Origin of the sequence: Chelativorans alearensis, assembly GCF_010993735.1 — a bacterium.
Lineage (GTDB): Bacteria > Pseudomonadota > Alphaproteobacteria > Rhizobiales > Rhizobiaceae > Chelativorans > Chelativorans alearense.
On sequence record NZ_WQNI01000015.1, the window covers coordinates 66,104 to 91,515 of the forward strand.

Annotated in this window: 22 protein-coding genes; 12 read left to right on the plus strand and 10 right to left on the minus strand. The window is 64.1% G+C overall.

The genetic code is table 11. The features are described from left to right. Positions 1-8 precede the first annotated feature (8 nt). Positions 9-239, minus strand: a complete 231-nt coding sequence (locus GPJ75_RS21950) for a DUF1127 domain-containing protein (protein ID WP_163271350.1) — start codon at positions 237-239, stop codon at positions 9-11. Positions 240-355: 116 nt separating this feature from the next. Here GPJ75_RS21950 and GPJ75_RS21955 point away from each other — a divergent pair, with 116 nt between their 5' ends. From GPJ75_RS21955 to GPJ75_RS21975, 5 genes are all read left to right on the plus strand, one after another. After that, positions 356-1,774: an aminotransferase-like domain-containing protein gene (locus GPJ75_RS21955; protein WP_163271423.1), complete on the plus strand. Its 1,419-nt coding sequence runs from the start codon at positions 356-358 to the stop codon at positions 1,772-1,774. 122 nt (positions 1,775-1,896) lie between these two features. Further along, the gene (purL, locus tag GPJ75_RS21960) at positions 1,897-4,128 is read left to right on the plus strand and encodes a phosphoribosylformylglycinamidine synthase subunit PurL (RefSeq protein ID WP_163271352.1); all 2,232 of its coding nucleotides are present in this window, start codon (positions 1,897-1,899) and stop codon (positions 4,126-4,128) included. Between the two features lie 186 nt (positions 4,129-4,314). After that, positions 4,315-4,548, plus strand: a complete 234-nt coding sequence (locus tag GPJ75_RS21965) for a BolA family protein (protein ID WP_163271354.1) — start codon at positions 4,315-4,317, stop codon at positions 4,546-4,548. 319 nt (positions 4,549-4,867) lie between these two features. Next, positions 4,868-5,203, plus strand: coding sequence for a Grx4 family monothiol glutaredoxin (gene grxD / locus GPJ75_RS21970; RefSeq protein WP_163271356.1), 336 nt, complete (start codon positions 4,868-4,870; stop codon positions 5,201-5,203). A 206-nt stretch (positions 5,204-5,409) separates the two neighbouring features. Continuing rightward, on the plus strand, positions 5,410-6,657 hold the full coding sequence (locus GPJ75_RS21975; RefSeq protein ID WP_246249201.1) for a multidrug effflux MFS transporter: 1,248 nt from the start codon (positions 5,410-5,412) through the stop codon (positions 6,655-6,657). Here the strand turns inward: GPJ75_RS21975 and ttcA are convergent. After that, entirely contained in the window at positions 6,641-7,516 is an 876-nt protein-coding gene (gene ttcA, locus GPJ75_RS21980; protein ID WP_163271361.1) for a tRNA 2-thiocytidine(32) synthetase TtcA, read from the minus strand. The genes GPJ75_RS21975 and ttcA overlap by 17 nt on opposite strands. Before the next feature lie 79 nt (positions 7,517-7,595). Beyond that, positions 7,596-8,213: a 30S ribosomal protein S4 gene (gene rpsD, locus GPJ75_RS21985; protein WP_163271363.1), complete on the minus strand. Its 618-nt coding sequence runs from the start codon at positions 8,211-8,213 to the stop codon at positions 7,596-7,598. Positions 8,214-8,727: 514 nt separating this feature from the next. Between rpsD and GPJ75_RS21990 the strand changes: the two genes are divergently transcribed. Together GPJ75_RS21990 and GPJ75_RS21995 are read left to right on the plus strand one after the other, a co-directional pair. Next, positions 8,728-9,687, plus strand: coding sequence for a LysR substrate-binding domain-containing protein (locus tag GPJ75_RS21990; protein WP_163271365.1), 960 nt, complete (start codon positions 8,728-8,730; stop codon positions 9,685-9,687). Positions 9,688-10,084: 397 nt separating this feature from the next. Next, complete coding sequence (locus GPJ75_RS21995) at positions 10,085-11,752, plus strand: M10 family metallopeptidase C-terminal domain-containing protein (protein ID WP_163271367.1); 1,668 nt, start codon at positions 10,085-10,087, stop codon at positions 11,750-11,752. Between the two features lie 69 nt (positions 11,753-11,821). On the opposite strand, the gene murI is transcribed toward GPJ75_RS21995, so the two are convergent. Beyond that, positions 11,822-12,646 (minus strand): glutamate racemase, encoded by an 825-nt coding sequence (murI, locus tag GPJ75_RS22000; protein ID WP_163271369.1) that lies wholly within the window; start codon positions 12,644-12,646, stop codon positions 11,822-11,824. Positions 12,647-12,694: 48 nt separating this feature from the next. Beyond that, on the minus strand, positions 12,695-13,468 hold the full coding sequence (locus GPJ75_RS22005; protein WP_163271371.1) for an RNA methyltransferase: 774 nt from the start codon (positions 13,466-13,468) through the stop codon (positions 12,695-12,697). A 150-nt stretch (positions 13,469-13,618) separates the two neighbouring features. Between GPJ75_RS22005 and GPJ75_RS22010 the strand changes: the two genes are divergently transcribed. Continuing rightward, positions 13,619-14,830 carry an NADP-dependent isocitrate dehydrogenase gene (locus GPJ75_RS22010; RefSeq protein WP_163271373.1) on the plus strand — a complete coding sequence of 404 codons (1,212 nt, stop codon included), beginning with the start codon at positions 13,619-13,621 and terminating at the stop codon, positions 14,828-14,830. A 125-nt stretch (positions 14,831-14,955) separates the two neighbouring features. On the opposite strand, the gene alaS is transcribed toward GPJ75_RS22010, so the two are convergent. From alaS to GPJ75_RS22025, 3 genes are all read right to left on the minus strand, one after another. Further along, complete coding sequence (alaS, locus tag GPJ75_RS22015; RefSeq protein ID WP_163271375.1) at positions 14,956-17,619, minus strand: alanine--tRNA ligase; 2,664 nt, start codon at positions 17,617-17,619, stop codon at positions 14,956-14,958. Positions 17,620-17,827: 208 nt separating this feature from the next. After that, positions 17,828-18,442, minus strand: coding sequence for an EF-hand domain-containing protein (locus GPJ75_RS22020; protein ID WP_163271377.1), 615 nt, complete (start codon positions 18,440-18,442; stop codon positions 17,828-17,830). Positions 18,443-18,556: 114 nt separating this feature from the next. Then, entirely contained in the window at positions 18,557-19,270 is a 714-nt protein-coding gene (locus GPJ75_RS22025; protein ID WP_163271425.1) for a nitroreductase, read from the minus strand. A gap of 178 nt (positions 19,271-19,448) precedes the next feature. On the opposite strand from GPJ75_RS22025, the gene GPJ75_RS22030 reads away from it, so the two are divergent. Next, positions 19,449-20,648, plus strand: coding sequence for a pyridoxal phosphate-dependent aminotransferase (locus GPJ75_RS22030; protein ID WP_163271379.1), 1,200 nt, complete (start codon positions 19,449-19,451; stop codon positions 20,646-20,648). Between the two features lie 30 nt (positions 20,649-20,678). Here GPJ75_RS22030 and GPJ75_RS22035 read toward each other — a convergent pair whose 3' ends face one another. After that, on the minus strand, positions 20,679-21,020 hold the full coding sequence (locus tag GPJ75_RS22035) for a hypothetical protein (protein ID WP_246249202.1): 342 nt from the start codon (positions 21,018-21,020) through the stop codon (positions 20,679-20,681). Between the two features lie 183 nt (positions 21,021-21,203). On the opposite strand from GPJ75_RS22035, the gene otsB reads away from it, so the two are divergent. Genes otsB through otsA form a run of 3 tightly spaced genes read left to right on the plus strand, consistent with a single transcriptional unit; the run spans position 21,204 to position 25,163 of the window. Further along, positions 21,204-21,986, plus strand: a complete 783-nt coding sequence (otsB, locus tag GPJ75_RS22040) for a trehalose-phosphatase (protein ID WP_163271381.1) — start codon at positions 21,204-21,206, stop codon at positions 21,984-21,986. A gap of 10 nt (positions 21,987-21,996) precedes the next feature. Then, a complete protein-coding gene (locus GPJ75_RS22045; RefSeq protein WP_163271383.1) occupies positions 21,997-23,778 on the plus strand; it encodes a glycoside hydrolase family 15 protein in 1,782 nt (593 codons plus the stop codon). Continuing rightward, on the plus strand, positions 23,775-25,163 hold the full coding sequence (otsA, locus tag GPJ75_RS22050) for an alpha,alpha-trehalose-phosphate synthase (UDP-forming) (protein ID WP_163271385.1): 1,389 nt from the start codon (positions 23,775-23,777) through the stop codon (positions 25,161-25,163). The genes GPJ75_RS22045 and otsA overlap by 4 nt, the downstream gene beginning before the upstream one ends. 5 nt (positions 25,164-25,168) lie before the next feature. Here the strand turns inward: otsA and GPJ75_RS22055 are convergent, their stop codons facing one another. Continuing rightward, a complete protein-coding gene (locus GPJ75_RS22055; protein WP_163271387.1) occupies positions 25,169-25,351 on the minus strand; it encodes a DUF3008 family protein in 183 nt (60 codons plus the stop codon). Between the last annotated feature and the right edge of the window lie 61 nt (positions 25,352-25,412).

Consider the following 25,412-nt stretch of genomic DNA (forward strand, 5'->3'; position numbering starts at 1 on the left):
AAAGCCGATCAGTCCCAGAAAGGCCTGATCCCCTCACGGACTGCATCGGCGCGGGAGATGCCGATGTCCTTGAGTTGTTCGTCGGACAGTTCGAGCAAAGCGCGCCGGCTGCGGCGCTTTTCCATCATGCTCTCCAGCCGTTCGGCTACCGCCACCAAGAGGCGGGCGAGGTGTCTGGCGGCGAGCCCGAAGGACAAGCCGGAGCGCGAACGATGGCGTATTGCACTAATTGTATCCATCACTTCTACTGCCTTTTTGACACCGCAGCCCCACAATTGGGGAGAAAACGGCCCTTCCGCCGCCCTTCCTCGTATTAATTGACTCATTTTCGATGGCAATATAGAGAATTGTCATGATGACAAATTGGCTTCCCAACCTCTCCAGCGGCACCGGGCCGCTCTATCTGCGCCTCGCCGACCAGATCGAAAGCGACATCGAGCGCGGCGTCCTGGCGAAAGGCGCAAAGCTGCCGCCTCAGCGCAACCTCGCCTTCGACTTGCGGGTGACGATCGGCACGGTGAGCCGCGCCTACGCGCTCGCGCGCGAGCGCGGGCTGGTCAGCGGCGAGGTGGGGCGCGGCACCTATGTTCTGGACCATGGGCGAGGCGTGCCTCAGGCCGGGCCGGCGCCGGCGTCGAGCGGGATGGAGGGGACGCGCGAGATGGAGGCGCCGGCCGGAAAGCTGCATTTCGATGCCACGGCCGCACCGGACGTCGGACAGGGCGAAACCGTTGCCGCATTGTCGGCTAGGATCAACCGCGACCACCCCCACGAGGCCGCAAGCTACACGCGGCGCTTTCCCGACCACTGGGCGCAAGCAGGCAGCCGCTGGCTCGCCAGGGGTTCGTTCCGGCCGGCGCCGCATTGCATCGTGCCGACGCTCGGGGCGCACGCCGCTGCCGTCGCCATCATCTCGGCGGTCACCGCGCCGGGCGATCACATCGCCTTCGAGCACCTCACCTATTCGCAGGTGGCGCGCAGCGCCAGCCTCGTTGGCCGGCGCATTGCGCTTATCCGGTCCGACGAACAAGGCATCGTTCCGGAGGATTTCGAGCGGGTGTGCGCGCAGCGGCACCCAAAGATGGTGTTTTCGATGTCTGCGGTGCAGAACCCGACGGTCGCGACGATGCCGGAGGCGCGGCGCATCGCCGTTGCCGAGATCGCCCGCAGATACAATGTGTGGCTGATCGAGGACAATCTCTACGGCGCCCTTACCGACGATCCGGCCCCCCTGCTCGCCGAACTGGCTCCGGAGCGCACTTTCCATGTGGGCGGCCTTTCGAAGTCGGTTGCCGCGGGCGTGCGCGGCGGCTGGGTCGCCTGCCCGCCGAACTACGAGCGCCGCATCCAGGTGGCGCACCGGATGCTGACGGGCGGCCTGCCCTTCATGCTGGCCGAGCTCTCGGCCCAGCTCGTTCTCTCGGGCGAGGCCGACGCGATCCGGGCGCGCTGCGTCAAGGAGAACAATGCGCGGCTTGCGCTGACGCACGATGCGCTTGCCGGCTTCGACCTCAGATCCTGCCCGAACATTCCGTTCGTCTGGCTGGAACTGCCGGAACCGTGGCTGTCCGCCACGTTCAAGAACGCGGCGTCGGAAGAAGGCGTGCTGATCGACGATGCGGACGAGTTCAAGGCGGGGCGGTCGGACCAGGTGTTCCACCACGTCCGCCTCGGCATATCGGCCCCGCGCGGGCGCGAGGAAACGGCCCGCGGCCTCGCCATCGTCCGCCGGCTTCTGGAGCATGGCAGCGCCGGATATGACAGCTACGACTGAAGCGCGGCCGGCTGCCCACGGCTTTTTCGGCCTCTCCCGCGGTTTTTTCGTCAAAGAGCGGTGAAACGTGGCGCAAGGTGCGCTATGAGCCGCCTGTAGCCTCCCGCAATCGATAGCCGCAGATGACCATTCCCAACGCGATTCCCATCACCGACGAACTCGTGGCCGCGCACGGCCTGAAGCCCGAGGAATACCAGCGCATCGTCGCGCTCATTGGCCGCGAGCCGACCTTCACCGAGCTCGGCATCTTCTCGGCCATGTGGAACGAGCACTGCTCCTACAAGAGCTCCAAGAAATGGCTGCGCACGCTGCCGACCTCGGGGCCCCGGGTCATCCAGGGGCCTGGCGAGAATGCCGGCGTGGTGGACATCGGCGACGGGCAGGTGGTCGTCTTCAAGATGGAGAGCCACAACCACCCCTCCTACATCGAGCCCTACCAGGGCGCGGCGACGGGCGTCGGCGGCATCCTGCGCGACGTCTTCACCATGGGCGCCAGGCCCATTGCCGCCATGAACGCGCTGCGCTTCGGCGCACCGGACCATCCGAAGACGCGGCATCTGGTGGCGGGCGTGGTGGCCGGCATCGGCGGCTACGGCAACGCCTTCGGCGTGCCGACGGTCGGGGGCGAAGTGAATTTCGACCCGCGCTACAACGGCAACATCCTCGTCAACGCGTTTGCCGCCGGCATCGCCCGCGGTGATGCCATTTTCTATTCGAAGGCGGAGGGTGTCGGCCTGCCGGTCGTCTATCTCGGCGCCAAGACGGGGCGCGACGGCGTCGGCGGGGCGACGATGGCCTCGGCCGAGTTCGACGCCGACATAGACGAGAAGCGCCCGACGGTGCAGGTGGGCGATCCGTTCACCGAGAAATGCCTGCTGGAGGCCTGCCTGGAGCTGATGGCGACGGGTGCGGTCATCGCTATCCAGGACATGGGAGCGGCGGGGCTCACCTGTTCTGCCGTCGAGATGGGCGCCAAGGGCGACCTCGGCATCGTGCTCGAGCTCGACAAGGTGCCGGTGCGCGAAGAGCGCATGTCTGCCTACGAGATGATGCTGTCGGAAAGCCAGGAGCGCATGCTCATGGTGCTGCGGCCGGAGAAGGAGCCGGAGGCCGAGGCGATCTTCCGCAAATGGGGGCTCGATTTCGCCATTGTCGGGCATACCACCGACGACAAGCGCTTCCGCATCCTTCACCAGGGTGAGGAGGTGGCCAACCTGCCCATCAAGGAGCTGGGCGACGAGGCGCCGGAATACGACCGGCCCTGGGTAGCGCCCAAGGCGCCCTCTCCCCTCGACCCCGCCGACGTGCCGCCGGCCGACATCGCCGAGGCGCTCCTGAAGCTGGTCGGCTCGCCCGATCTTTCCTCTCGCCGCTGGGTGTGGGAGCAGTACGACACGCTGATCCAGGGCAACTCGCTGCAGCTTCCGGGCGGCGATGCCGGCGTGGTGCGCGTCGAAGACCATCCAACGAAGGCGCTCGCCTTCTCGTCCGACGTCACGCCACGCTACTGCGAGGCCGACCCCTATCAAGGCGGCAAGCAGGCGGTGGCCGAATGCTGGCGCAACCTGACGGCGACGGGCGCGGAGCCGCTGGCCGCCACCGACAACCTCAACTTCGGCAATCCGGAGCGGCCGGAGACCATGGGCACCTTCGTGCGCGCCGTCGAAGGCGTGGGCGAAGCCTGCCGGGCGCTCGGCTTCCCGATCGTCTCCGGCAATGTCTCGCTCTACAACGAGACGCTGGGTGAAGCGATCCCGCCGACGCCCACCATCGCCGGGGTCGGCCTCATCCCCGATTGGTCGAAGATGGCGCGCATCGCCTTCGCGCGCGAGGGCGAGACGATCCTTCTTGCCGGCGCGCCGGAAGGCTGGGGCACGCATCTGGGCCAATCCGCCTACCTGCGCGATATCCATGGCCGCGCCGACGGCCCGCCGCCACCCGTGGACCTGGCGCATGAGAAACGCGTGGGTGATTTCGTGCGCGCGGCGATCCGCGCGGGCACCGCCACCGCTGTGCACGACTGCTCCGACGGTGGGCTGGCGGTGGCGTTGGCCGAGATGGCGATGGCTTCAGGCATCGGCGCGCGCATCGAGGTACCTCCAGGCGCCGATCCGGCCGCCTCCTTCTTCGGGGAGGATCAGGGGCGTTATGTGCTGACCGTTGCGGCTTCGCCGCAGGAAATCGACACGCTCCTGGCCGAGGCGCAAAAGGCCGGGGTTCCGCTCACCCGCCTCGGCACGACAGGCGGCGGCGAACTGAAGCTCGGCCAAGCGCGCGCGCTGCCCGTAGCGGCAATCAAGAAAGCCCATGAAGGCTGGTTTCCCAGCTTCATGGAAGGAGAGAATTTGCTATAGCGAGGCGTTCGCCAGCCCGATGTTGTTGCATCGAAGAATTCACAGCCTCCTCGCCCGGCCTCGGGACGACGCGGTTATAGAGGCTGCGGGCAACCATGACGGGAGCGGATTTCCGCTTTATGCGGCCGATCCAAATGTGGCAGAATTGCTTACCGTTTTGGGATGGTGAGATTTGGGAGTAACTCCATGGCAATGAACGCTGGCGACATCGAGCGCCTGATCAGGGAAGCCATTCCCGACGCAAGAGTCACCATCCGCGACCTTGCCGGCGACGGCGACCATTATGCCGCGGAGGTGGTGGCCGAGAGCTTCCGCGGCAAAAGCCGGGTGCAGCAGCACCAGATGGTCTATGACGCGCTCAAGGGCAATATGGGCGGCACCCTGCACGCGCTGGCGCTGCAGACGAGCGTGCCTGAATAGGCGAGCGATGCATAAGTCAGTTTCGGTGCCGAATCAGCAGTGGGTGGAATTTGCCTGACCGCTACAGATGTCGCCCTCGCAGAAGCGGACGTTTCCTTCACGACCTGCAGGCGACCCATCCCCGTGAACCGGCATAGAAAGGCTTCATCCTCTTCGGGAGAAAGGATCGGCAACTGGCCGCCAATAGCCGCCAGCGAACTTCATGGCTCGCCGTCGGCAAATCCGCCCCCTCCGCATTGCACCTGGCCGGATCGTGCAATAGATAATGGTCAGCACAGCTTACGAATGCCGGCCTTGCCCGGCAACGAAAGGACAGGCGATGAGCGGTATCAACGAATTCATCGACAACGAGGTGAAGACGAACGACGTCGTTCTCTTCATGAAGGGCACGCCCGGCTTTCCCCAGTGCGGTTTTTCGGGCCAGGTCGTGCAGATCCTCGACTATCTCGGCGTCGACTATAAGGGCATCAACGTGCTCACCTCGGATGATCTGCGCCAGGGGATCAAGGATTTCTCCAACTGGCCGACCATTCCACAGCTCTATGTGAAGGGCGAGTTCGTCGGTGGGTGCGATATCATCCGCGAGATGTTCCAGGCTGGCGAATTGCAATCGTTCTTCGCCGAAAAGGGCGTGAGCGCGCGCGGCGCCGCTTAGGGAACCGTAAAACCGGCCTCCCCCGCATGGCGTGAAACGCCTTCCGCGGCCGGGCCGGCATTTAAACGTCGTTACGGCGCGTCGGCCGCAGGGCCGACGCGTCTTTTTGCCGTCATCCGATCCCGGCCGTCTTTGACGCCGGCATCGTGCATTCTTGTCGAAACGCGCGCGCCTCCTCCATGCGCGCCGCCGCCGGAGCAGGAACCATGGACGAATCCGCCACCCGGGAAGAGCCGGTCCGATCGCGCGCGACGATCGGCAAGGCCGAGTTCATCGCTCTCGCAGCCGCCCTCATGGCAATGAACGCGATGGCGATCGACATCATGCTGCCGGCACTGCAGCAGATCGGCGGCGCTCTCGGGGTTGCCGACGAAAACAGCCGGCAGTTCGTCATCACTGCCTATATCGTCGGCTTTGGTGGCGCACAGCTCTTCTACGGGCCGATTTCCGACCGTTTCGGGCGGCGCGGGCCGCTGCTCACGGGGCTCGTCATCTACATGTGCGCCGCCCTTGCCGCCGCCTTTGCGCCGAGCTTCGCCGCACTCCTGGCGCTGCGCGTTCTCCAAGGCATCGGCGCCGCCGCCACGCGCGTCATCGCCGTTTCGGCCATCCGCGACATCTTCGGCGGCCGGCAGATGGCGGAAGTTCTATCCATGGTCATGATGGTCTTCATGGTCATCCCGGTGGTGGCGCCCAGCCTCGGCCAGCTCATCATGATCTTCGGCAATTGGCCGGAGATATTCCTGCTCATGGCGGGGCTTGCCCTCGTCGTGGCGCTGTGGGCCTGGCTGCGCCTGCCGGAGACCCTGCCTCAGACAATGCGGCGCCCGCTTTCGCTGCGCTCGGTGGTGCAAGGCTTCGGCTACGTCCTCACCGATCGCATTGCCTTCTGCTACATGCTCGCCGCGACGGCGATCTTCGGGGCGCTGTTCGGCTTCATCAACTCCGCGCAGCAGATCTATGTCGACATCTACGGGCTCGGGACCTGGTTTCCACTGCTCTTTGCCGTCGGCGCGGGCTTAATGGCGCTGTCGTCCTTTACCAATTCGCGCTTCGTTGGCCGTCTTGGCATGCGGCGGTTGTCACACGGCGCACTCGTGACCTTCGTCGCCGTCAACGCGCTGTGGCTGACGCTGTCGCTGATGGGGCCGATATCATTCCCGCTCTTCTTCGTCCTCTTCTCGGCCTCCATGTTCATGTTCGGCTGGATCGGGCCCAACTTCAACTCCATCGCCATGGAGCCGCTGGGGCACGTGGCGGGCACGGCGGCCGCCGTGCTCGGCTTCGTCACCACGCTGGGCGGCGGGCTCCTGGGCGCGATGATCGGCCAGGCCTTCGACGGCACGCTGACGCCGCTCGCCGGCGGCTATTTCACCGTCTCCGTCGTTGCCTTGATACTGGTGCTCATCGGCGAGCGTGGCCGGCTGTTCCGTACGGTCAATCCGCCGGTGTAGCCGCCGTGCCGGCGGCATTCAGAGAGGCGAAGTCGAACAGCTTTCGGTCCAAGAGGTGCGAAGGGCGCGCGTTGGCGAGTGCGCGGATCATGGTGTCCTTGCGGCCGGGCATGCGCTTCTCGATGTCGGCAAGCATGCTCTTCATGGCGTCGCGCTGCAGCCCGTCCTGGCTGCCGCACAGATCGCACGGGATGATGGGGAAGCGCATGGCCTGCGCGAATTTTTCGAGGTCGGCCTCGGCGCAGAAGCTCAACGGACGCAACACCATGACGTCGCCCTCGTCGTTGAGGAGCTTGGGCGGCATGGCGGCAAGCCGCCCGCCATGGAACAGGTTCATGAAGAATGTCTCGAGGATGTCCTCGCGGTGATGGCCGAGGACCAGGGCCGAGCACCCCTCCTCGCGTGCGATGCGGTAGAGATGGCCGCGGCGCAGGCGCGAGCATAAGGAGCAGTAGGTGCGGCTTTCGGGGATCTTGTCCGTTACCACCGAATAGGTGTCCTGGTACTCGATGCGGTGGGGAACGCCGAGGCGGGCGAGGTAGTCCGGCAGGACGTGCTTCGGGAAATTCGGCTGTCCCTGGTCGAGGTTGCAGGCGAGAAGCTCGACCGGCAGGAGACCGCGCCACTTCAGGTCGAGCAGAACGGTCAACAGGCCGTAGGAATCCTTGCCGCCGGACAGCGCCACCAGCCAGCGCGCGCCGGGGGCGGCCATCGAGAACGCCTCGATCGCCTCGCGCGTCTGGCGCAGGAGGCGCTTCCTCAACTTGTTGAACTCCACCGAGGACGGCGCGTCCGCAAACAGCGGATGGCTTGCAGTGTCGGCGGGTATTTCCAGGCCAGGCTGTTGGTGGACGGTCATCATGCCCCCTGCATAGCCTTAGAGCCGCAAAAGAAAAAGGCCGCACATGGCGGCCTTTCCCGAAGCGATGGTTGCCGGGTCAGCGCGAGTAGAACTCGATGACCAGGTTCGGCTCCATGTGGACGGCGTAGGGCACGTCGGCAAGCGCCGGGATGCGGATGTACTTGGCGACCATCTTGTTGTGGTCGGCCTCGACATAATCCGGCACGTCGCGCTCGGCGAGCTGAACCGACTCCAGCACGAGGGCGAGCTGCTTCGACTTCTCGCGCACCTCGATCACGTCGCCCGGCTTGCAGCGGTAGGACGGGATGTTGACGCGGCGACCGTTCACATTGACGTGGCCGTGGTTGACGAACTGGCGCGCGGCGAAGATGGTCGGCACGAACTTGGCGCGGTAGACGACGGCGTCGAGGCGCGATTCCAGAAGACCGATCAGGTTCTCCGTCGTCTCACCCTTGCGGCGGTTCGCCTCGTCATAGATGCGACGGAACTGCTTTTCCGAGATGTCGCCGTAGTGGCCCTTGAGCTTCTGCTTGGCGCGCAGCTGCTGACCGAAGTCGGACAGCTTGCCCTTGCGGCGCTGGCCGTGCTCGCCGGGGCCGTATTCGCGGCGGTTGACCGGCGACTTAGGCCTGCCCCAGACGTTCTCGCCAAGACGGCGATCGAGTTTGTACTTTGCGGATTGGCGTTTGCTCATCGCATTCCCTTTTCAAACAACACACCCGGCACCTCATGCACCGAGCGAAGGAAACGCGCCCTCCTCTGGCCTCCGTTTTCGAGGCCTGACAGGAAACCGCCGCACGCTTGTGGCGATCTCCACGGGACACGTTAAAAGCGCGCGGGCCATCAAGCCAGCGCGCATGGGCGGGGTGATTAAGCGAAGGGCCGCGGAAAGTCAACAGGAACCGCCGCCTTGGCTCCCTTCGCCCCTGTAGCGCGGCCGCAGATCGCTCAATCCAATATCGTAGGCAACGCCATCGGGAACCTCGTCCCAAAATATACGGAGTCTGCGCCGCCGCCATAAAAGCCGCCACCGCGGAAGCAGCCGCCACGGGGCCGCGGCGTCGCACTCGCCCATGATGACCCGGTCCAGCATAGTCATTCTCCATAACACATGCAAAAGCTGAATTGATTTTCTGCAAGCAGCGTGCTGCAATTTATCCAGTTAATCCAATCGAATTGCTCACGGGTAGCATAAGGAGATTTGATCCATGGAACCTCTCCTACTACCGCCTCTGGCCGCGCTTCGCGTCTTCGAGGCGGCAGCCAGGCACGGCAGCTTCACGAAGGCCGGCGAAGAGCTTGGGATGACGCAGGCCGCCGTGAGCTATCAAATCCGCGTGCTGGAGGATCGTGTTGGCGCACCGCTGTTCGTGCGCCGCCCCCGGAAGGTGAGCCTGACCGAGACAGGCCGGAGATTTGCGCCATCGGTCCGGGATGCCTTCGAAAGGATTGTTGCCGCCTACGCTGAGGCGCGCGGCGTCATGGAAGGCAGGTTCACCATCAGCACGGCCCAGACCTTCGCCTCGCATTGGTTGGTGGACAATCTCGATACCTTCCAGACGCTCCACCCCTCCCTCGTGGTGCGGCTCGAGGCGACCCAGCGCGTCGCCGATTTTCAATCCGAGGATGTGGACGTCGCCATCCGCGGCGGCCATGGTCCGTGGCCGGGCCTCGAGCGCCACCTGCTTCTGGAAGCCAATTTCACGCCGATGCTCAGTCCTGAGCTTGCAGCCAGTGTCGGCGGCATCAAAACGCCGGCCGACCTCCTGCGCCTGCCGCTGCTCGACCCTCAAGATCCATGGTGGCGGCTTTGGTTCGAACCGCTCGGCCTTTCCATCGAAGCCTCTTTGAAGGGGCCGAGCGCCAAGCTGGGTGCACAAGGGCTGGTGGCGCGTGCCGCGATGGCCAGACGAGGCGTCGCGATGCTGACACCCGCTCTCTATCGAAGCGAGCTTGCGCATGGGCTGCTGATCCAGCCCTTCGAGCGCATCTGCGCGGATGGGCTCGGCTACTGGCTGGTCTATCCGGAAGGGCGACGCAATGCGCCGAAGGTTCGCGCCTTCCGCGAATGGATCCTGAAGGCCGTCGCCGAGGAGATGGGCGCGCCGGAAGCCTCATCCCGCCGTTCAGGTGACGGCGAAGCCGAAGCCCGTTACCAGCCGGCGTAAGGCCTTGGCGGATTGCCGGAGGTAAAGACGGCGATATCCGGTCCCTCCACCCGGCTCGGCGCCGGCAGTTCCTCGGCGAGTGTCAGCGCGCGGCGGCGATCGCTTCGGAGGTTTCGATCCAGTCCACCGGGTAGGTGCGGGACGGGAAAGAGCATGCCCGACCCGCGCGCGTGATGTTTATTCAGACGGCGCACTGCACACGCACCGTAACGAACGATACGATGTGCCATCCGGCACCGTCCGATCGCAGGTCGCCTTCCAACACATGTTGCGGTAACGCGTCGTGTAGGGTCGTTGTGACAATTTATTTTTAATTTCATGCATAATAAATACGGTATTCTCGCCGAAATCATCGGTAATAATACCTAATTATATTGAATATAGATGAGATATTATGATGAGTGATACTTATAATACCATTGACCCTGACATCCAATTGCACGAACGCATCCTGGATCGCCCGCTGCCGCAGACGAAACAAGGGCTGCAGGGAATGGTGGACTATCTCATCAGCGGCTACTGGAGAGACTGCGGAGATCTGTCCACGACCCGCGGAGACGCCGAGGTAAGAAAAGCCACCGATTACATTGACGGCCATCCTCGCGAGGAAAGAGAATTCACCTATCGCCTGTATGGTTTCTCCGAGGAAAGAGCTAAGCTTGTCGAGACCGCCCTCCAAGCGTGGGAGGATGTAGCCGACATCAGGTTCACAAGGATTCCTGATGACGTGGTTAGCGATAGACCTCCCAATATAACCTTTAGGGGCGATGGAGAGCCTCCTGAGGATGATGCGGGGGCAGCTGACGGCTTTGCCTGGGGAACTGCCAAGATCGACGCCCCCGAGAATTCCGCTGACCGCGATCTTGCGCTGCGAACTCTGACGATGACGGACGACGAGCTTATCGCAGCGGGCCTTCCCGAGGCAGCGATACCGGAGGTGCGGACGACGACCGAAGAAAAGATTCTTAAAGTCTCTAGGGCAAGTGACTTGACAACGATTATGCACGAGATCGGCCATGTGTTGGGATTGGGTCACCCTGGAAACTATAACGGAATCCTGGAAGCAGAAGACGGGAAGTTATTTGAAAACGATTCCTCGCAACTGTCGATAATGTCGTACCACCACAACAGACAAGAGGATTTGTCTCAACTCGTCCCGGTTACACCGCAAATGGCGGATATTCAGGCCATTCAATATCTCTACGGAGCTGCGGAAACCCGAGTCGGAAATACAACATACGGATTCAACATTTCCGAAGACGATTTTCCCAATACGAATGAGATATATGACCTAACCAGGTTCGGCAATCTGATCAGCTTTACTATATACGATTCCGGCGGTACCGATACGCTCGATGTCTCCGGATTTTACGAAGATCAGACCATCGACCTTCGTAGCGGAGCTTTCTCGAGTGTCGGCGGCAGAAAAGACAACATCGGAATCTACACCGATACCGTCATCGAGCACGCCAAAGCAGGCGGCGGCGACGACATCCTTATTGGAAACGAAGCCGACAATTGGCTCTATGGCAACCATGGATCCGACAAGCTCTACGGCCTCGGCGGCAACGATACACTTTTAGGAGACGGCCCTTCCATACCCTGGGTCGGCGGCAAAGACATCCTCGAGGGCGGGGATGGCGACGATCTTCTCTTGGGGATGGCCGGGGACGACGAATTGAACGCCGGTAATGGCGCCGACGCGCTATATGGCTACACCGGCGACGATGTCCTGACAGGCGGTGCAGGCAAGGACATCTTCTTCTTCGAAATGTATGACAATGTCCTTGCGTTGGGCGGTGATGCTGGGATGGACATTGGAATAGGCAATGACACTATTACCGACTTTGAACAAGGATTTGACAAGCTTGTCTTCTACGGAAATGCAGGACCGTCCAGCATGGATGATGTTGATATAGACTACGGAAGAATGGATGGAGTGCATATCAACTATCAGGACAACTGTATCCTCCTGGAAGGATTTCATGGAAGGCTCGACAGCAGCAGTTTCGCCTTTCTCAGCGATTCCGCTTTCGTTGTCTCCCCGGTCATTCTCGTCGGATAAAATGTTGGACACTCATCACCACTGAAGAAGAGGCGGTGCGTCAGCGCCGCCTCTGCTCTACGGCGGGAATCATCTCTCCACCGCCAGGCAATCCCGCACCTCGAACCCGAAACCCGAGACGAGGCGGCGGAGGCTGGCGGGCAGCGTGCCTGAGGTGAAGAAGGCTGTATCCGGCTGCTCTCGCCAGCGCGAAGCCGGCAATTCCTGCGCCAACGCCAGCGCCCGGCGGGCGATCGCTTCGGAGGTGTCGATCCAGTCGACCGGCCAGGGCGCGGTCTTGCGCATGCGGTTGACGAGGAACGGATAGTGCGTGCAGGCGAGCACGACGATGTCGGTACGGCGGTCCTCATGCTCCACGAAACAGGGCTCGATCTCGGCGCGTACCTCGTCCTCATTCACGAAGCCTTCGCGCATGTATTTCTCGGCGAGCAAAGCGAGGCTTTCGCTGCCCACGAGCCGCACATGGCACTTGGCGGCGTATTGGCTGATGAGATCGCGCGTGTATTGCCGCTTCACCGTGCCGGGTGTCGCAAGAACCGAGACGAGGCCCGAGCGGGTGCGCTCGGCGGCGGGCTTTATCGCCGGCACCGTGCCGACGAAGAGCTGGCCGGGATAGGCGGCGCGCAGGTGGGCGATGGCGAGGGTGGAGGCCGTGTTGCAGGCAATCACGATGAGGGAGGGCGAGAAGCGGGCGATGAGACCGCCGAAGAGGTCGACCAGCCGCGCCTTGAGCGCCTCTTCCTCCCAGGCGCCATAGGGGAAGGCCGCGTCGTCGGCGACGTAGACATAGGCGTGCTCCGGCAGAAGCACGCGCGCCTCCTTGACGACCGACAGGCCGCCGATGCCCGAATCGAAGAAGAGGATGGGGCCGCTGTTCGACTGCTCCGGCTTCATGACGAGCGAAACGTACGCGCGAAAGAACTCGGCACGGCAATCATTCCCTCATCCCCCCTTCGGCCTTCTCGGTGTGAACTTCTCCAGCGATGTCAGAACGCCGCGCAGGACCGCCAGCTCTTCCACGGTGAAGCCGGGCCGCGTGAAAAGGGCGCGCAGATTGTCCATCATCTTCGGCTTCTTGTCCTCAGTGCGGAAATAGCCGCGCTCGGAAAGCACCTGGTCGAGATAGGCCATCAGGCTGTTCAGGTGCTCCTTGGTTGCCGGCGTCTGCTGTGGCGGCTCAGGAAGGACCGCCGCCTCCGGCATGGTCTTCATCCACTCATAGGACATGAGGAGGACGGCCTGCGCGATGTTCAACGAAGCGAAGGCGGGATTGACCGGGAAGGTGACGATCTCGTCGGCTATGGCAATTTCCTCGTTGGTGAGGCCCCAACGCTCACGGCCGAACAGAATGCCGGTCTTCTGGCCCTCTTTATGGCGCGCACGCAAATCCGCCGCGGCCTCCACCGGCCCGCGCACCGGCTTGAAGCTGTCGCGCGGGCGCGCGGTGGTCGCGTAGACGAAGTTCAAATCGGCAACCGCCTCCGCCGGGTCGTCATAGACCTTGACGGCGTCGATGACGTGATCGGCGCGGCTGGCCGCCGCCCTCGCCTTCTCGTTCGGCCAGCCGTCGCGCGGGTTGACGAGGCGGAGCTCGCCCAAGCCGAAATTGGCCATTGCGCGCGCCACCATGCCGATATTCTCGCCAAGCTGCGGCTCGACCAGAACGATCGCCGGTCCGTCCGCGAGCATCTCGCGCTGTTTGTCGGTGCCTGCCATGACGTTGCTGTTAGCGGCTTCCTCGGCGATGGTAAAGTGGCGAGACTGCCGCCTTTGCCAAGCGCGCGGCCAATGCTATAGGGGCGCCACTTCCTGCAATCAGGTCTGTCGGCGGCGTGGCCGCCTTTTCTCCGTAAAGAGGTTTGTAAAATGGCGAAAATCAAGGTGGACAATCCCGTCGTCGAACTGGACGGCGACGAGATGACGCGCATCATTTGGCAGTTCATCAAGGACAAGCTGATCCACCCCTATCTCGACATCGACCTGAAATATTTCGACCTCAGCATCGAAGCGCGCGACGCCACCGACGACCAGATCACTGTCGATGCGGCCAACGCCATCAAGGAATATGGCGTCGGCGTGAAATGCGCCACCATCACGCCGGACGAGGCGCGCGTCGAGGAGTTCGGGCTGAAGCGCATGTACCGCTCGCCCAACGGCACCATCCGCAACATCCTGGGCGGCGTGATCTTCCGCGAGCCGATCATCGCCAAGAACGTGCCGCGCCTGGTGCCCGGTTGGACGCAGCCGATCATCGTCGGCCGTCACGCCTTTGGCGACCAGTACCGCGCGACGGATTTCAAATTCCCCGGCAAGGGCAAGCTGACGATCAAATTCGTCGGCGAGGATGGCGAAACGATCGAGCACGAGGTGTTCGACGCGCCCTCCTCCGGTGTGGCGATGGCCATGTACAACCTCGACGATTCGATCCGCGACTTCGCCCGCGCCTCGCTGAACTATGGCCTGATGCGCGGCTATCCGGTGTACCTCTCCACCAAGAACACGATCCTGAAGGCCTATGACGGCCGCTTCAAGGACCTGTTCCAGGAGGTCTACGAGGCGGAATTCGAGGCTGCCTTCAAGGAAAAGAAGATCTGGTACGAGCACCGCCTGATCGACGACATGGTGGCCTCGAGCTTGAAATGGTCGGGCGGCTATGTGTGGGCGTGCAAGAACTATGACGGCGACGTGCAGTCCGACACGGTGGCGCAGGGCTTCGGTTCCCTCGGCCTCATGACATCGGTGCTGATGACGCCGGACGGCAAGACGGTGGAGGCCGAGGCCGCGCACGGAACGGTCACGCGCCACTACCGCCAGCATCAACGCGGCGAAGAGACCTCCACCAACTCCATCGCCTCCATCTTCGCCTGGACCCGGGGCCTTGCCCACCGCGCCAAGCTGGACGACAACGCCGCGCTGAAGAAATTCGCCGAGACGCTGGAGCAGGTTTGTGTCGACACGGTGGAATCGGGATTCATGACCAAGGATCTGGCGCTCCTGATCGGCCCGGACCAGCCGTGGCTGTCGACCACCGGCTTCCTCGACAAGATCGACGAGAACCTGCAGAAGGCGATGGCCTGAGCCTGATTGGTCTTGGACATTGCTAAAAGCGCCGGGACATACCCGGCGCTTTCGTATCCCTGATCATGGGTTGAGTTGGTCGGGCGTAGAAAAGGTCGGCTCGCGGCCGCGCGCCACCTTGTTCCCTACCCCGCCATCGCCGCCTTTACAGCCTCGACAGCCGCAGCGGCGTTTGCGCCGTCCGGTCCGCCGGCCTGGGCCATGTCGGGCCGGCCGCCGCCGCCTTTGCCGCCTATTGCCGCGGAGGCGACGCGCACGAGGTCGATGGCGCTGAAGCGGTCGGTGAGATCGTCTGTGACGCCGACGACGACGCTGGCCTTGCCCTCTTCCGACGTGCCGACGAAGACGACGACGCCGGAGCCGAGCGAGCGCTTGCCCTCGTCGGCCAGCGGCTTCAGGTCCTTCGGCGAGATGCCGTCCACCACGCGGCCCATGAAGCCAACGCCGCCGACGTCCTGCCGGTCGCCGGCGCCCTCGCCGGCCGAGCCACCGCCGAGCGCCAGCTTGCGGCGTGCCTCCGAAAGCTCGCGCTCGAGCTTGCGGCGCTCTTCCACGAGGGTTTCCAGACGCGGAACGACATCCGACGGTGAAACCTTGAGCACGGCGGCGGCCGCCTTCAGCCGACGCTCCTGCTCGTCCAGATGGCGGCGGGCGGCTGCCCCCGTCAGCGCCTCGATGCGGCGCACGCCGGCGGCGACCGCGCCTTCATCGACGATATGCACGAGGCCGATGTCGCCGGTGGCGGCGACATGGGTGCCGCCGCACAGTTCCAGCGAATAGGTCTTGCCGGCCTTCTCGCCATCCATGGCGGTTCCCATGGAGACGACGCGCACCTCGTCGCCGTATTTTTCGCCGAACAGCGCCATGGCGCCCTCGGCGATGGCGTCGTCCACCGCCATCAAACGCGTGACGACCGGCGCGTTCTGCAGCACGATCCCGTTGGCGATGTCCTCGATGTGCGAAAGCTCCTCGCCGGCGATCGGCTTGGGATGCGAGAAGTCGAAGCGCAGCCGGTCCGGGGCGACCAGCGAGCCCTTCTGCGCGACATGGGTGCCCAGCACCTCGCGCAGCGCCTCGTGCACCAGATGGGTTGCCGAATGGTTGGCGCGGATGCGGGTACGGCGCTCGTGGTCGACGCGCAGCGACACCTCCTCGCCGGTCTTGACCGCGCCTTTCGTCACCTTGCCGAAATGCACCAGCAGGCCTTCGCCCTTCTTCTGCGTGTCGTTCACGGCGACGGTGAAGCCTTCGCCCTCGATCACGCCGGTGTCACCCACCTGGCCGCCGGACTCGCCGTAAAAAGGCGTCTGATTGGTGACGATGGCAACATCCTCGCCTTGCCTCGCCTCTTCGACAATCGCACCGTCCTTGACGAGCGCGGCGACGATGCCCTCGGCCTCCTCCGTCTCGTAACCGAGGAAGTCGGTGGCGCCGGCCTTGTCCTTGACCAGGAACCAGACGGCCTCCGCCGCCATATCGCCGGAACCGGCCCAGTTGGCCCGCGCTTCCGCCTTCTGGCGCTCCATGGCGGCGTCGAAGCCGTCGAGATCGACCGAGATGCCGCGCTGGCGCAGCGCATCCTGGGTGAGGTCGAGCGGGAAACCGTAGGTGTCGTAGAGCTTGAAGGCGGTCTCGCCGTCGAGCCGCGCGCCCTCACCCATGCCCTCGGTGGCATCGGACAAGAGATTGAGCCCGCGCGCCAGCGTCTTGCGGAAGCGCGTTTCCTCGAGCTTCAATGTCTCGGCAATCAGCGCTTCGCCGCGGGAAAGCTCCGGATAAGCCTGGCCCATCTCGCGCACAAGTGCGGGCACGAGGCGCCACATCAGCGGCTCCTCGGCGCCCAGAAGCTGCGCGTGGCGCATGGCGCGGCGCATGATGCGGCGCAGCACGTAGCCGCGCCCCTCGTTCGACGGCAGCACGCCGTCCGCGATGAGGAAGCTTACGGCGCGCAGGTGGTCTGCGATGACCTTGTGGCTGGCGTGCTGCCGGCCTTCCGCCGCAACGCCGGTCGCCTCCTCGGAGGCGTGGATGAGCGCCTTGAAGAGGTCGATCTCATAATTGTCATGCACGCCCTGCAACACGGCGGCGACGCGCTCCAGCCCCATGCCCGTGTCGATGGACGGGCGCGGCAGGTCGACGCGCTCTTCCGGCGTGACCTGCTCGAACTGCATGAAGACGAGATTCCAGATCTCGATGAAGCGGTCGCCGTCCTCATCGGGGCTTCCGGGCGGACCGCCGGGGATTTCCTCGCCGTGGTCGTAGAAGATCTCCGAACACGGGCCGCAGGGACCGGTATCGCCCATGGCCCAGAAATTGTCCGAGGTGGGGATGCGGATGATGCGATCGTCTGCAAGACCGGCGATCTTCTTCCAGTGACCGGCCGCCTCGTCGTCGGTGTGATAGACGGTGACGAGAAGGCGCTTCGGATCGAGGCCGAACTCCTTCGTGATCAGGTTCCAGGCAAGTTCGATGGCGACATCCTTGAAATAATCGCCGAAGGAGAAATTGCCCAGCATCTCGAAGAAGGTGTGGTGACGCGCGGTGTAGCCGACATTGTCGAGGTCGTTGTGCTTGCCGCCGGCGCGCACGCATTTCTGGGCGGTGACGGCGCGGCTGTAGGGGCGCGTCTCCAACCCGGTGAAGACGTTCTTGAACTGCACCATCCCGGCGTTGGTGAACATGAGGGTCGGGTCGTTACGCGGCACGAGCGGGCCCGAGGCCACGATCTCGTGCCCGTTCTTTCCAAAATAGTCGAGAAAAGTCGACCGGATGTCGTTGACGCCACTCATGTATTTGCCTTTGCGAGAAGCCCGCGACGCGCGCAGGAAGAGGATCGCTGCCTTTTAGCGCCCGCGCTTGAAGCTGTCCAGAAATCCCGCCGTCGCCTGCACGCCCACATTTCCGGCTGCGCCTCGCGGCCCCGCCGGAAACGAAAGAACCCGGCGCCTGTGCGCCGGGTTCCAAGTGCCGGGAGAAGCGAATGAGATCGAGGAAGCTCTATTCCTGCGTTGCCTCGTCATCGGCGCGCTCGTCGTCCGTCATGGGGTCCATCATGTGCATGCGCATATGCTTGAAGCGCGGGCCGGGTCCGCGATGGCGCATGGCAAAGCGCGGGCCGTCATCCATGCCCCGCATGTGCATGCGGCCGAAGCCGTCGGCGGAACGGCGAAGCTCGTCCTCACTCAATTCACCGTTGTCGTCGCGGTCCAGGAGAGCGAAGCGCTTGCCCTGATGGTTTTCGATCTCGGCAAGCGTGACGGTTCCATCGCCGTCGACGTCGAGGACGCGCGCCATGCGCTCGGCCCTGCGCTCGAACTCGCGCTTCGTGATATAGGCGACCAGCTCTTCCTGGGAGAGGGTGCCGTCGCTATTCGCGTCGGCTGCTTGCAGGGTCTCCAGGCGCTCGCCGCCGAATTCCTCGGCGCTCACCCTTCCGTCGTCGTCCTGATCGAGGCGGCTGAACATCGCACCGCGCATGTTCTCACCGCGCATGTTCTCACCGCGCTTGAGGGTGACGGCGGGCTTGTCGGCCTCTATCTCGCTTTGCGCCAGGGCGGCGGTTCCCGTCATCAGCGAGAAGGCGAGTGTGGGAAGAAGAACCTTGCGAAGCATGCGTCCACTCCTTGGTTTGCCGCTGCAGCGGCTTGGGAATGCACACTTTCTGCCATGCCCAACATTACGGCGTGCTTGCCGGGGCATTACATTTTGGTAAGCCGCCTGCTCGCCTCATCGCACGAAGGAAACAAACTCCTTCAGCGGCGCCCGTTCGCTCCGCAAACGGTTCTCCGGCTTCGAGGTATCCTCATGGCCGAGCGCCATGCCGCACACGACGATCTCCTCCTCGGGGATGTCGAGGATGGGCCGTATGAAGCGGTGGTAGGGCGCAAAGGCGGCTTGCGGGCAGGTGTGCAGGCCCCTCGCCCTCGCGGCGATCATGATCGATTGCAGGAACATGCCGTGGTCGACCCAAGAGCCCTTGTTGAGCCGCCGGTCGATGGTGAAGATCATGCCCACGGGCGCGTCGAAGAAGACGAAATTGCGGTCGTGCTGGGCGCGCATCTTCTCGACCTCGCGCCGGCCGATGCCGAGCAGGCTGTAAAGGGCGTAGCCGACGGCGCGGCGGCGCGACAGATAGGGTTCGAAGAACTTGTCCGGATAGTACTTGTACTCGTCCCACTCGACCTTTTCGGCACGGATGCCGGAAGAAAGGATGGCCTCGGCAAGCCGCGCCTTGGCCTCGCCCGTCGTCACATAGACCTTCCACGGCTGCATGTTGGTGCCTGACGGGGCGCGCGAGGCGACCCTGAGGATGTCGCGGATCGTCTCCTCGTCCACCGGATCGGGCAGAAAGGCGCGCACGGAGCGGCGCGAGGTGATGGCGCCGTCGACGGCGGCTGTATCGCCCAGATCCACTCTCTTCTTCTCGTCCGGTGCAAGCATATCCATCAGCCGCCGCTCTTCATTCCCCGTTCCTGAATGGCGGGCTATAGCGGGCGCGATAGGGGTGCGGCAACCCGCGACGGCGCAATCCCGGCAAAACACTACGCTTTCTCCTATACCCCACCGGCAGCCTTATCGGTTATAGGCAGGCGAGAACCGTTCACAGGATTCCGACACCATGCCCCTACCCTCCAAGCGCATCGCCGGCATCGTTCCTTCAGGCAAGGACGGCTGGGAAGTCCATTTCGCCGCCATGACACGCAAGCAGGCGGGCGAGGACATCCTGATGCTGTCGGTCGGCGACCACGATTTCGACACGCCGGAGGAAACCGTCGCCGCCTGCGTGGAGGCGGTGCGCGCGGGCCATCATCACTACATCCAGCTTCCCGGCCTGCCGCTCCTGCGCGAGGGCCTGGCACGGCTTTCCAGTGAATGCACGGGTGTTGAGACCGCGCCGGAGGAGATCATCGTTACCCAGGGCGGCCAGGGCGCGCTGTTCGCCGCCTGCCAGGGCGTGCTCGACCCCGGCAGCCACGCGATCATCGTCTCACCCTACTACGCCACCTATCCCGGCACCGTGCGCGCGGCCGGCGCGGCGTTCACCGAGGTTGAAACGCGCTCCGAAGACGGTTTCGAGCCGCGCGCGGAGGCCATCGCCGCCGCCGTCCGGCCGGAGACCAGGGCAATCCTCGTCAATTCGCCGAACAACCCCACCGGCGCCGTCTACTCCCGCGCCACGATGGAGGCCATCGCCGAACTCTGCCGGAAGCACGACCTGTGGCTCATCTCCGACGAGGTCTACTGGACCATCCGCGCTGGGCGCGAGCATGTATCGCCGCGCGCCCTTGCGGGCATGAAGGAGCGCACGCTGGTGGTCAACTCGCTGTCGAAGAGCCACGGCATGACCGGCTGGCGCGTCGGCTGGCTCGCCGCGCCGGCCGATATGGTCCGGCATCTCATCAGCCTCAACCTCGTCTCAAGCTACGGCATGGTCGACTTCGTCTCGCGCGCGGCGACGGCGGCGGTCGAGAACGGCCACGGCGTCAAGGAGATCGCCGCCCGCTACGCCGCCCGTCGCGAGGCCTTTCTGGAAGCCATCCGCGGCCTCAACGGCGTCGCGGTGCGCGGCTCGGAAGGCGGCATGTACGTCATGCTCGACATCTCGCGGGTGAACGCCGACTGCGAGGCCTTCGCCTGGGAGTTGCTGGACGCGGAGAAGGTCGCGGTGATGCCGGGCACCAGCTTCGGCGCGGCGGCCGAAGGCCATATCCGCGTCTCCATGTGCCAGGAGGAGCCTGTCTTGCGGGAGGCGGCGGCAAGGCTGCGAAGATTTGTCAGCCGGACCGAAGCGCCTGGAGATCGAAACGCCGCCGAGTGAGGGTTCTCCCCATCCTCGCGGCAAATGGCGCTACCGCCGTCGCAGCCGCCACCAGCGGTCATCGTCGTCCGTATCGATCACGCAGGTGTAGCCGATCGGACAGGACTGCGCATCGCGGGTCTGGACGTAGGCGCGCTCGGCGATGAAGCCGATGGCACAGTAGCGCTCGCTGGCGACATACCGGTCGTAGGTGTAGCGACCGGTGGTCAGCACCGCCGCGCCGTGCTGCCTTATCAGTGTTCTTGCCTGATCGCAGGTAAGCGCGCGGGCGTCTGGACGCCCCTGCGCCTCGGCTGGAGCCGACAGCCCGAAGATGGCGATCAGCCCGAGACCGGCCGCCACCCAATTCGCGCATGCGCCAAACGATTTCATGTCGATGTCCTTCTGCCCTTGCCGAAGCGGCAAAACCTGCCTATCTGGCGTCGAAACGCAAGATGGGGGCGTCAAGTTTCCTGTGCCTCTGCACGCGGCTTCCTTCACAATCGCCCGACCTTAGCCTAGCATGGCCGTGGCCACTCCCAAGGCTTAGTGATTCCACGTCTTTCTCGCGACAATATGGCCGTAAAACCAGCACTTTTGACATCGTTCGATCATTCGGGTCTGAAACCGGAGAACACCGCGATTTTCCTGGACTTCGACGGCACGCTGGCGGAGTTCGCCGAGCATCCGGACGCCGTTTCGGTTCCCTTGCCGACGCGTGAGGTGCTGGGCCGCCTGGAAAAGAGCACGCGTGGTGCGCTCGCCATCGTGACGGGCCGGCCTATCGCCGACATCGACCGCTTCCTCGCGCCGCTCCGCCTGCCGGTCGCCGGCGTCCACGGGCTGGAGCGCCGGGCGGCCGGCGGCAAGCGCACGACGGCGACGGTCGACAGAGCCAAATTTGCCGCCATGGAGGAGAAGCTGCGTGCCTTCACGCTCGCCCATCCCGGCACGATGGTGGAGACCAAGTCGGGCTCGCTCGCCCTGCACTACCGCCGGCGTCCCGAGCTTTCCGAGGCGTGCATGGCGGCGGTGCACGAGGCGGTGGACGGTTTCAAGGGCCTGCACATCCTGCACGGCAAGATGGTCATCGAGGTCAAGAGCGGCAAGGCGACCAAAGCCGACGCGGTGGCCGCCTTCATGGGCGAGACGCCATTTTGCGGGCGCGTGCCGCTTTTCGCCGGCGACGACGTGACCGACGAGGATGCTTTCCGCGAGATCGCCCGCACCGGCGGCATCTCCATCAAGATCGGCCGCGGCTCAACCGTCGCCGCCTTCCGAACCGGCGGCGTCGCCGCCTTTCGCGACTGGCTCGGCCTTCTGGCCGACAGTTTCGATTCCCGCCAATTGACAGCATAGGATTTTTCCCGTGACGACACTCAACCTCGGCGCGATCGGCAATTGCAGCTTCTCCGCGCTCATCGATCCCAAGGGCCGCATCGTCTGGTGCTGCCTGCCCCGTTTCGACGGCGACCCGGTGTTCAACGCGCTCCTGCGGGGCGAGGAAGACCCGAGCGAGGGCCTGTTCTCGATCGAGCTCGAGGACCTTGTGGAAACCGAGCAGAGCTACGAGCCCAACACGGCGGTGCTGACGACGCGGCTGCACGGCGCCTCCGGCTCGCTTGAGATCGTCGACTGTGCGCCGCGCTTCTTCTGGCGCGACCGCATCTTCCGCCCACAGACGCTGGTTCGGCGCGTGCGCCCAATCTCCGGCACGCCGCGCATCTCCATCCGCATGCGCCCCTCCTTCGCCTACGGCACCGTGCGCCCGCAAAGGACACGCGGCTCAAACCACGTGCGCTACGTCGGTCCGGAGATGACGCTGCGGCTTTCGACTGACGCGCCCATCGACTATGTGCTCGACGAGACCTTCTTCAACCTGTCCGCGCCCATCGACCTCATCGTCGGTCCCGACGAGACGATGGAAGGTGGGGTTACCCATGTCGCACGCGATTTCGAGGAGCGCACGGCCAACTATTGGCGCAACTGGGTGAGCAACCTGGCGCTGCCCTACGAGTGGCAGGATGCGGTGATCCGCGCCGCCATCACGCTGAAATTGTGCACTTACGAGCCCACGGGCGCCATCGTCGCCGCCATGACCACCAGCATCCCCGAAGCCCCCGACAGCGGCCGCACCTGGGACTACCGCTTCTGCTGGGTGCGCGACGCCTTCTTCGTGGTGCGCGCGCTCAACAGCCTCGGCACCGTACAGACGATGGAAAACTATTTCCGCTATCTCATGGACCTGGTGGCCGATGCCGACGGCGAGCATCTGCAGCCGGTCTTCGGCCTCGGGCGGGAACGGCATCTGACGGAAAGCATCATCGACCATCTCGCCGGCTACCGCGGCATGGGCCCGGTGCGCCGCGGCAACCAGGCCTACGAGCACTACCAGCACGACGCCTACGGCAATGTCATCCTGGGCGCCACGCAGATATTCTTCGACCGCCGCATCCAGATGAAGCCGACCATCACCGACTTCCGCCTCCTGGAAACCGCCGGCGAGCAGGCCTACAAGGTCTACAACACGCCCGACGCCGGCATGTGGGAACTTCGCTCCCGCTCACGCGTTCACACCTCGTCGAGCCTGATGTGCTGGGCGGCCTGCGACAGGCTCGCGCATATCGCCGCGCGATTGGGTGAGAAGGCGCGTGTCACGTACTGGAGAGAGAGGGCGGACGAGATCAAGGAGCGCATCCTGGCCGAAGCCTGGTCGGAAAAGCGCAAGGCTTTCATGGAGAGCTTCGGCGGCCAGACGCTCGACGCGAGCGTGCTCCTGATGGCCGAGGTAGGCTTCATCGATCCGCAGGATCCGCGCTTCGTCAGCACCGTGGATCAGCTTGAGAAAACCTTGGCGACGGGTCCTTACATGATGCGCTACGAAGCCGCCGACGACTTCGGGAAGCCTGAGGTCTCCTTCAACATCTGCGCCTTCTGGCGCCTCGACGCGCTGGCGCGCATCGGCCGCCGCGAGCAGGCGCGCGAAATCTTCGAAGCGCTCTTGAAGACGCGCAACCCCCTTGGCATGCTGTCCGAAGATACACATCCGGTGACGGGAGAGATGTGGGGCAACTACCCTCAGACCTACTCGATGGTCGGCATCATCAACGGCGCGCGGCGCCTGTCCAAACCGTGGGAGACCGTCGTGTGAACAGGCTCGTCGTCGTCTCCAACCGCGTCGCCGACCTCACGCGCACCGCCCAGTCGGGCGGCTTGGCCGTCGGCCTGGCAGATTCTCTGCGCCAGCGCGGCGGCGTGTGGATGGGTTGGGACGGCCAGACGCTGAAATACGAGGACCAGCCCGAGCCGCGCATCCGCAAGATCGGCACCGTCACCCAGGCGACCATCCCGCTCACCGAGCAGGACTATTCGGAGTATTATCTGGGCTTTGCCAACAGCGTCTTGTGGCCACTGTTTCACTACCGGCTCGATCTTGTTGAATACAAGACGGTTTTCCTCGACGGGTACCGGCGGGTCAATGCGAAGTTCGCTGACGCGCTGATGTCCATCCTTCAACCGGACGACCTCATCTGGATCCACGACTATCACCTCATTCCGCTGGCCGCCGAGCTGCGCCAGCGCGGCTGCACCCAGCGCATCGGCTTCTTCCTGCACATCCCCTTCCCGCCGCCGGAGATCGTCGCCGCCGTGCCGCGCCATCGCTGGTTGGTGGAATGCCTGCTCGAATTCGACGTGATCGGCTTCCAGACCAACACAGATCGCGGCAACCTGCAGCATTATGTCGAGGATCATCTCGGCTGCCGCGTGGAGGCCGACGGCCGCATCAAGATCGGCGAGCGCGAGGTGATTGCCGGCTGCTACCCCATCGGCATCGATGTCGATTCCTTCGTCGAGATGGCCGAGAGGCCGAATGACGAGGTCAATATCGAGACCCAGCGGCGCGAGATCCTGGGGCGCAAGCAGATCATCTGCGTCGACCGCCTGGACTACACCAAGGGTCTGCCGGACCGCCTGCGCGCCTTCGCACGCCTCTTGGAGCTCTATCCCGAGATGCGCAAGACGGTCGCCCTCATGCAGATCGCCACGCCCACCCGGGAGGAGGTGGAGGCCTATATGGATATCCGCACCGAGCTGGAAGCGCTTTCGGGAGCGATCAACGGCCGCTTCGCCGACTTCAACTGGACGCCGGTGCGCTATATCCACGGCATCGTGCCGCGCGACGCGCTTGCCGCCCTCTTCCGCGCCAGCCAAGTGGGTTTCGTCACGCCTCTGCGCGACGGCATGAACCTCGTCGCCAAGGAATACGTCGCCGCCCAGGCAGCGGAGAATCCCGGCGTTCTGGTGCTTTCCAAATTCGCGGGCGCCGCGGAGGAATTGCACGAGGCGCTGATCGTCAATCCCTACGACGTCGACGATATGGCGCGAAACCTGTGCCGCGCGCTCACCATGCCACTGGAGGAACGCCAGGAACGGCAGAAGGCCCTCATGAAGCGGATCTGCAAACACGACGCCAAAGACTGGCTGAACGCTTTCATGGCAGCGCTGGAAAAGGGCGAGACGAAGCGCGCGGCGTAACGGCGTCAGCTCTTCTTGTCGGCCAGCTTCTTCCGCTTCGTCTCAGCAAGCTCTTCCAACTGTTTCTCGCTCATGGATTTTTCCATATCGCGCGATGCGCCCTTGAGCTTGGATTTGGGCATTTCGCCGCGCTTGGCCGCCAAGGCGGCGCCGGCCGCCTTCTGCTGCGCCTTGGACTTTGCAGGCATCGTCGCCTCCTTTGCTGTTCCTGCATAAAGCGGACGACGCGCACAAAGGTTCCAGGTTGCG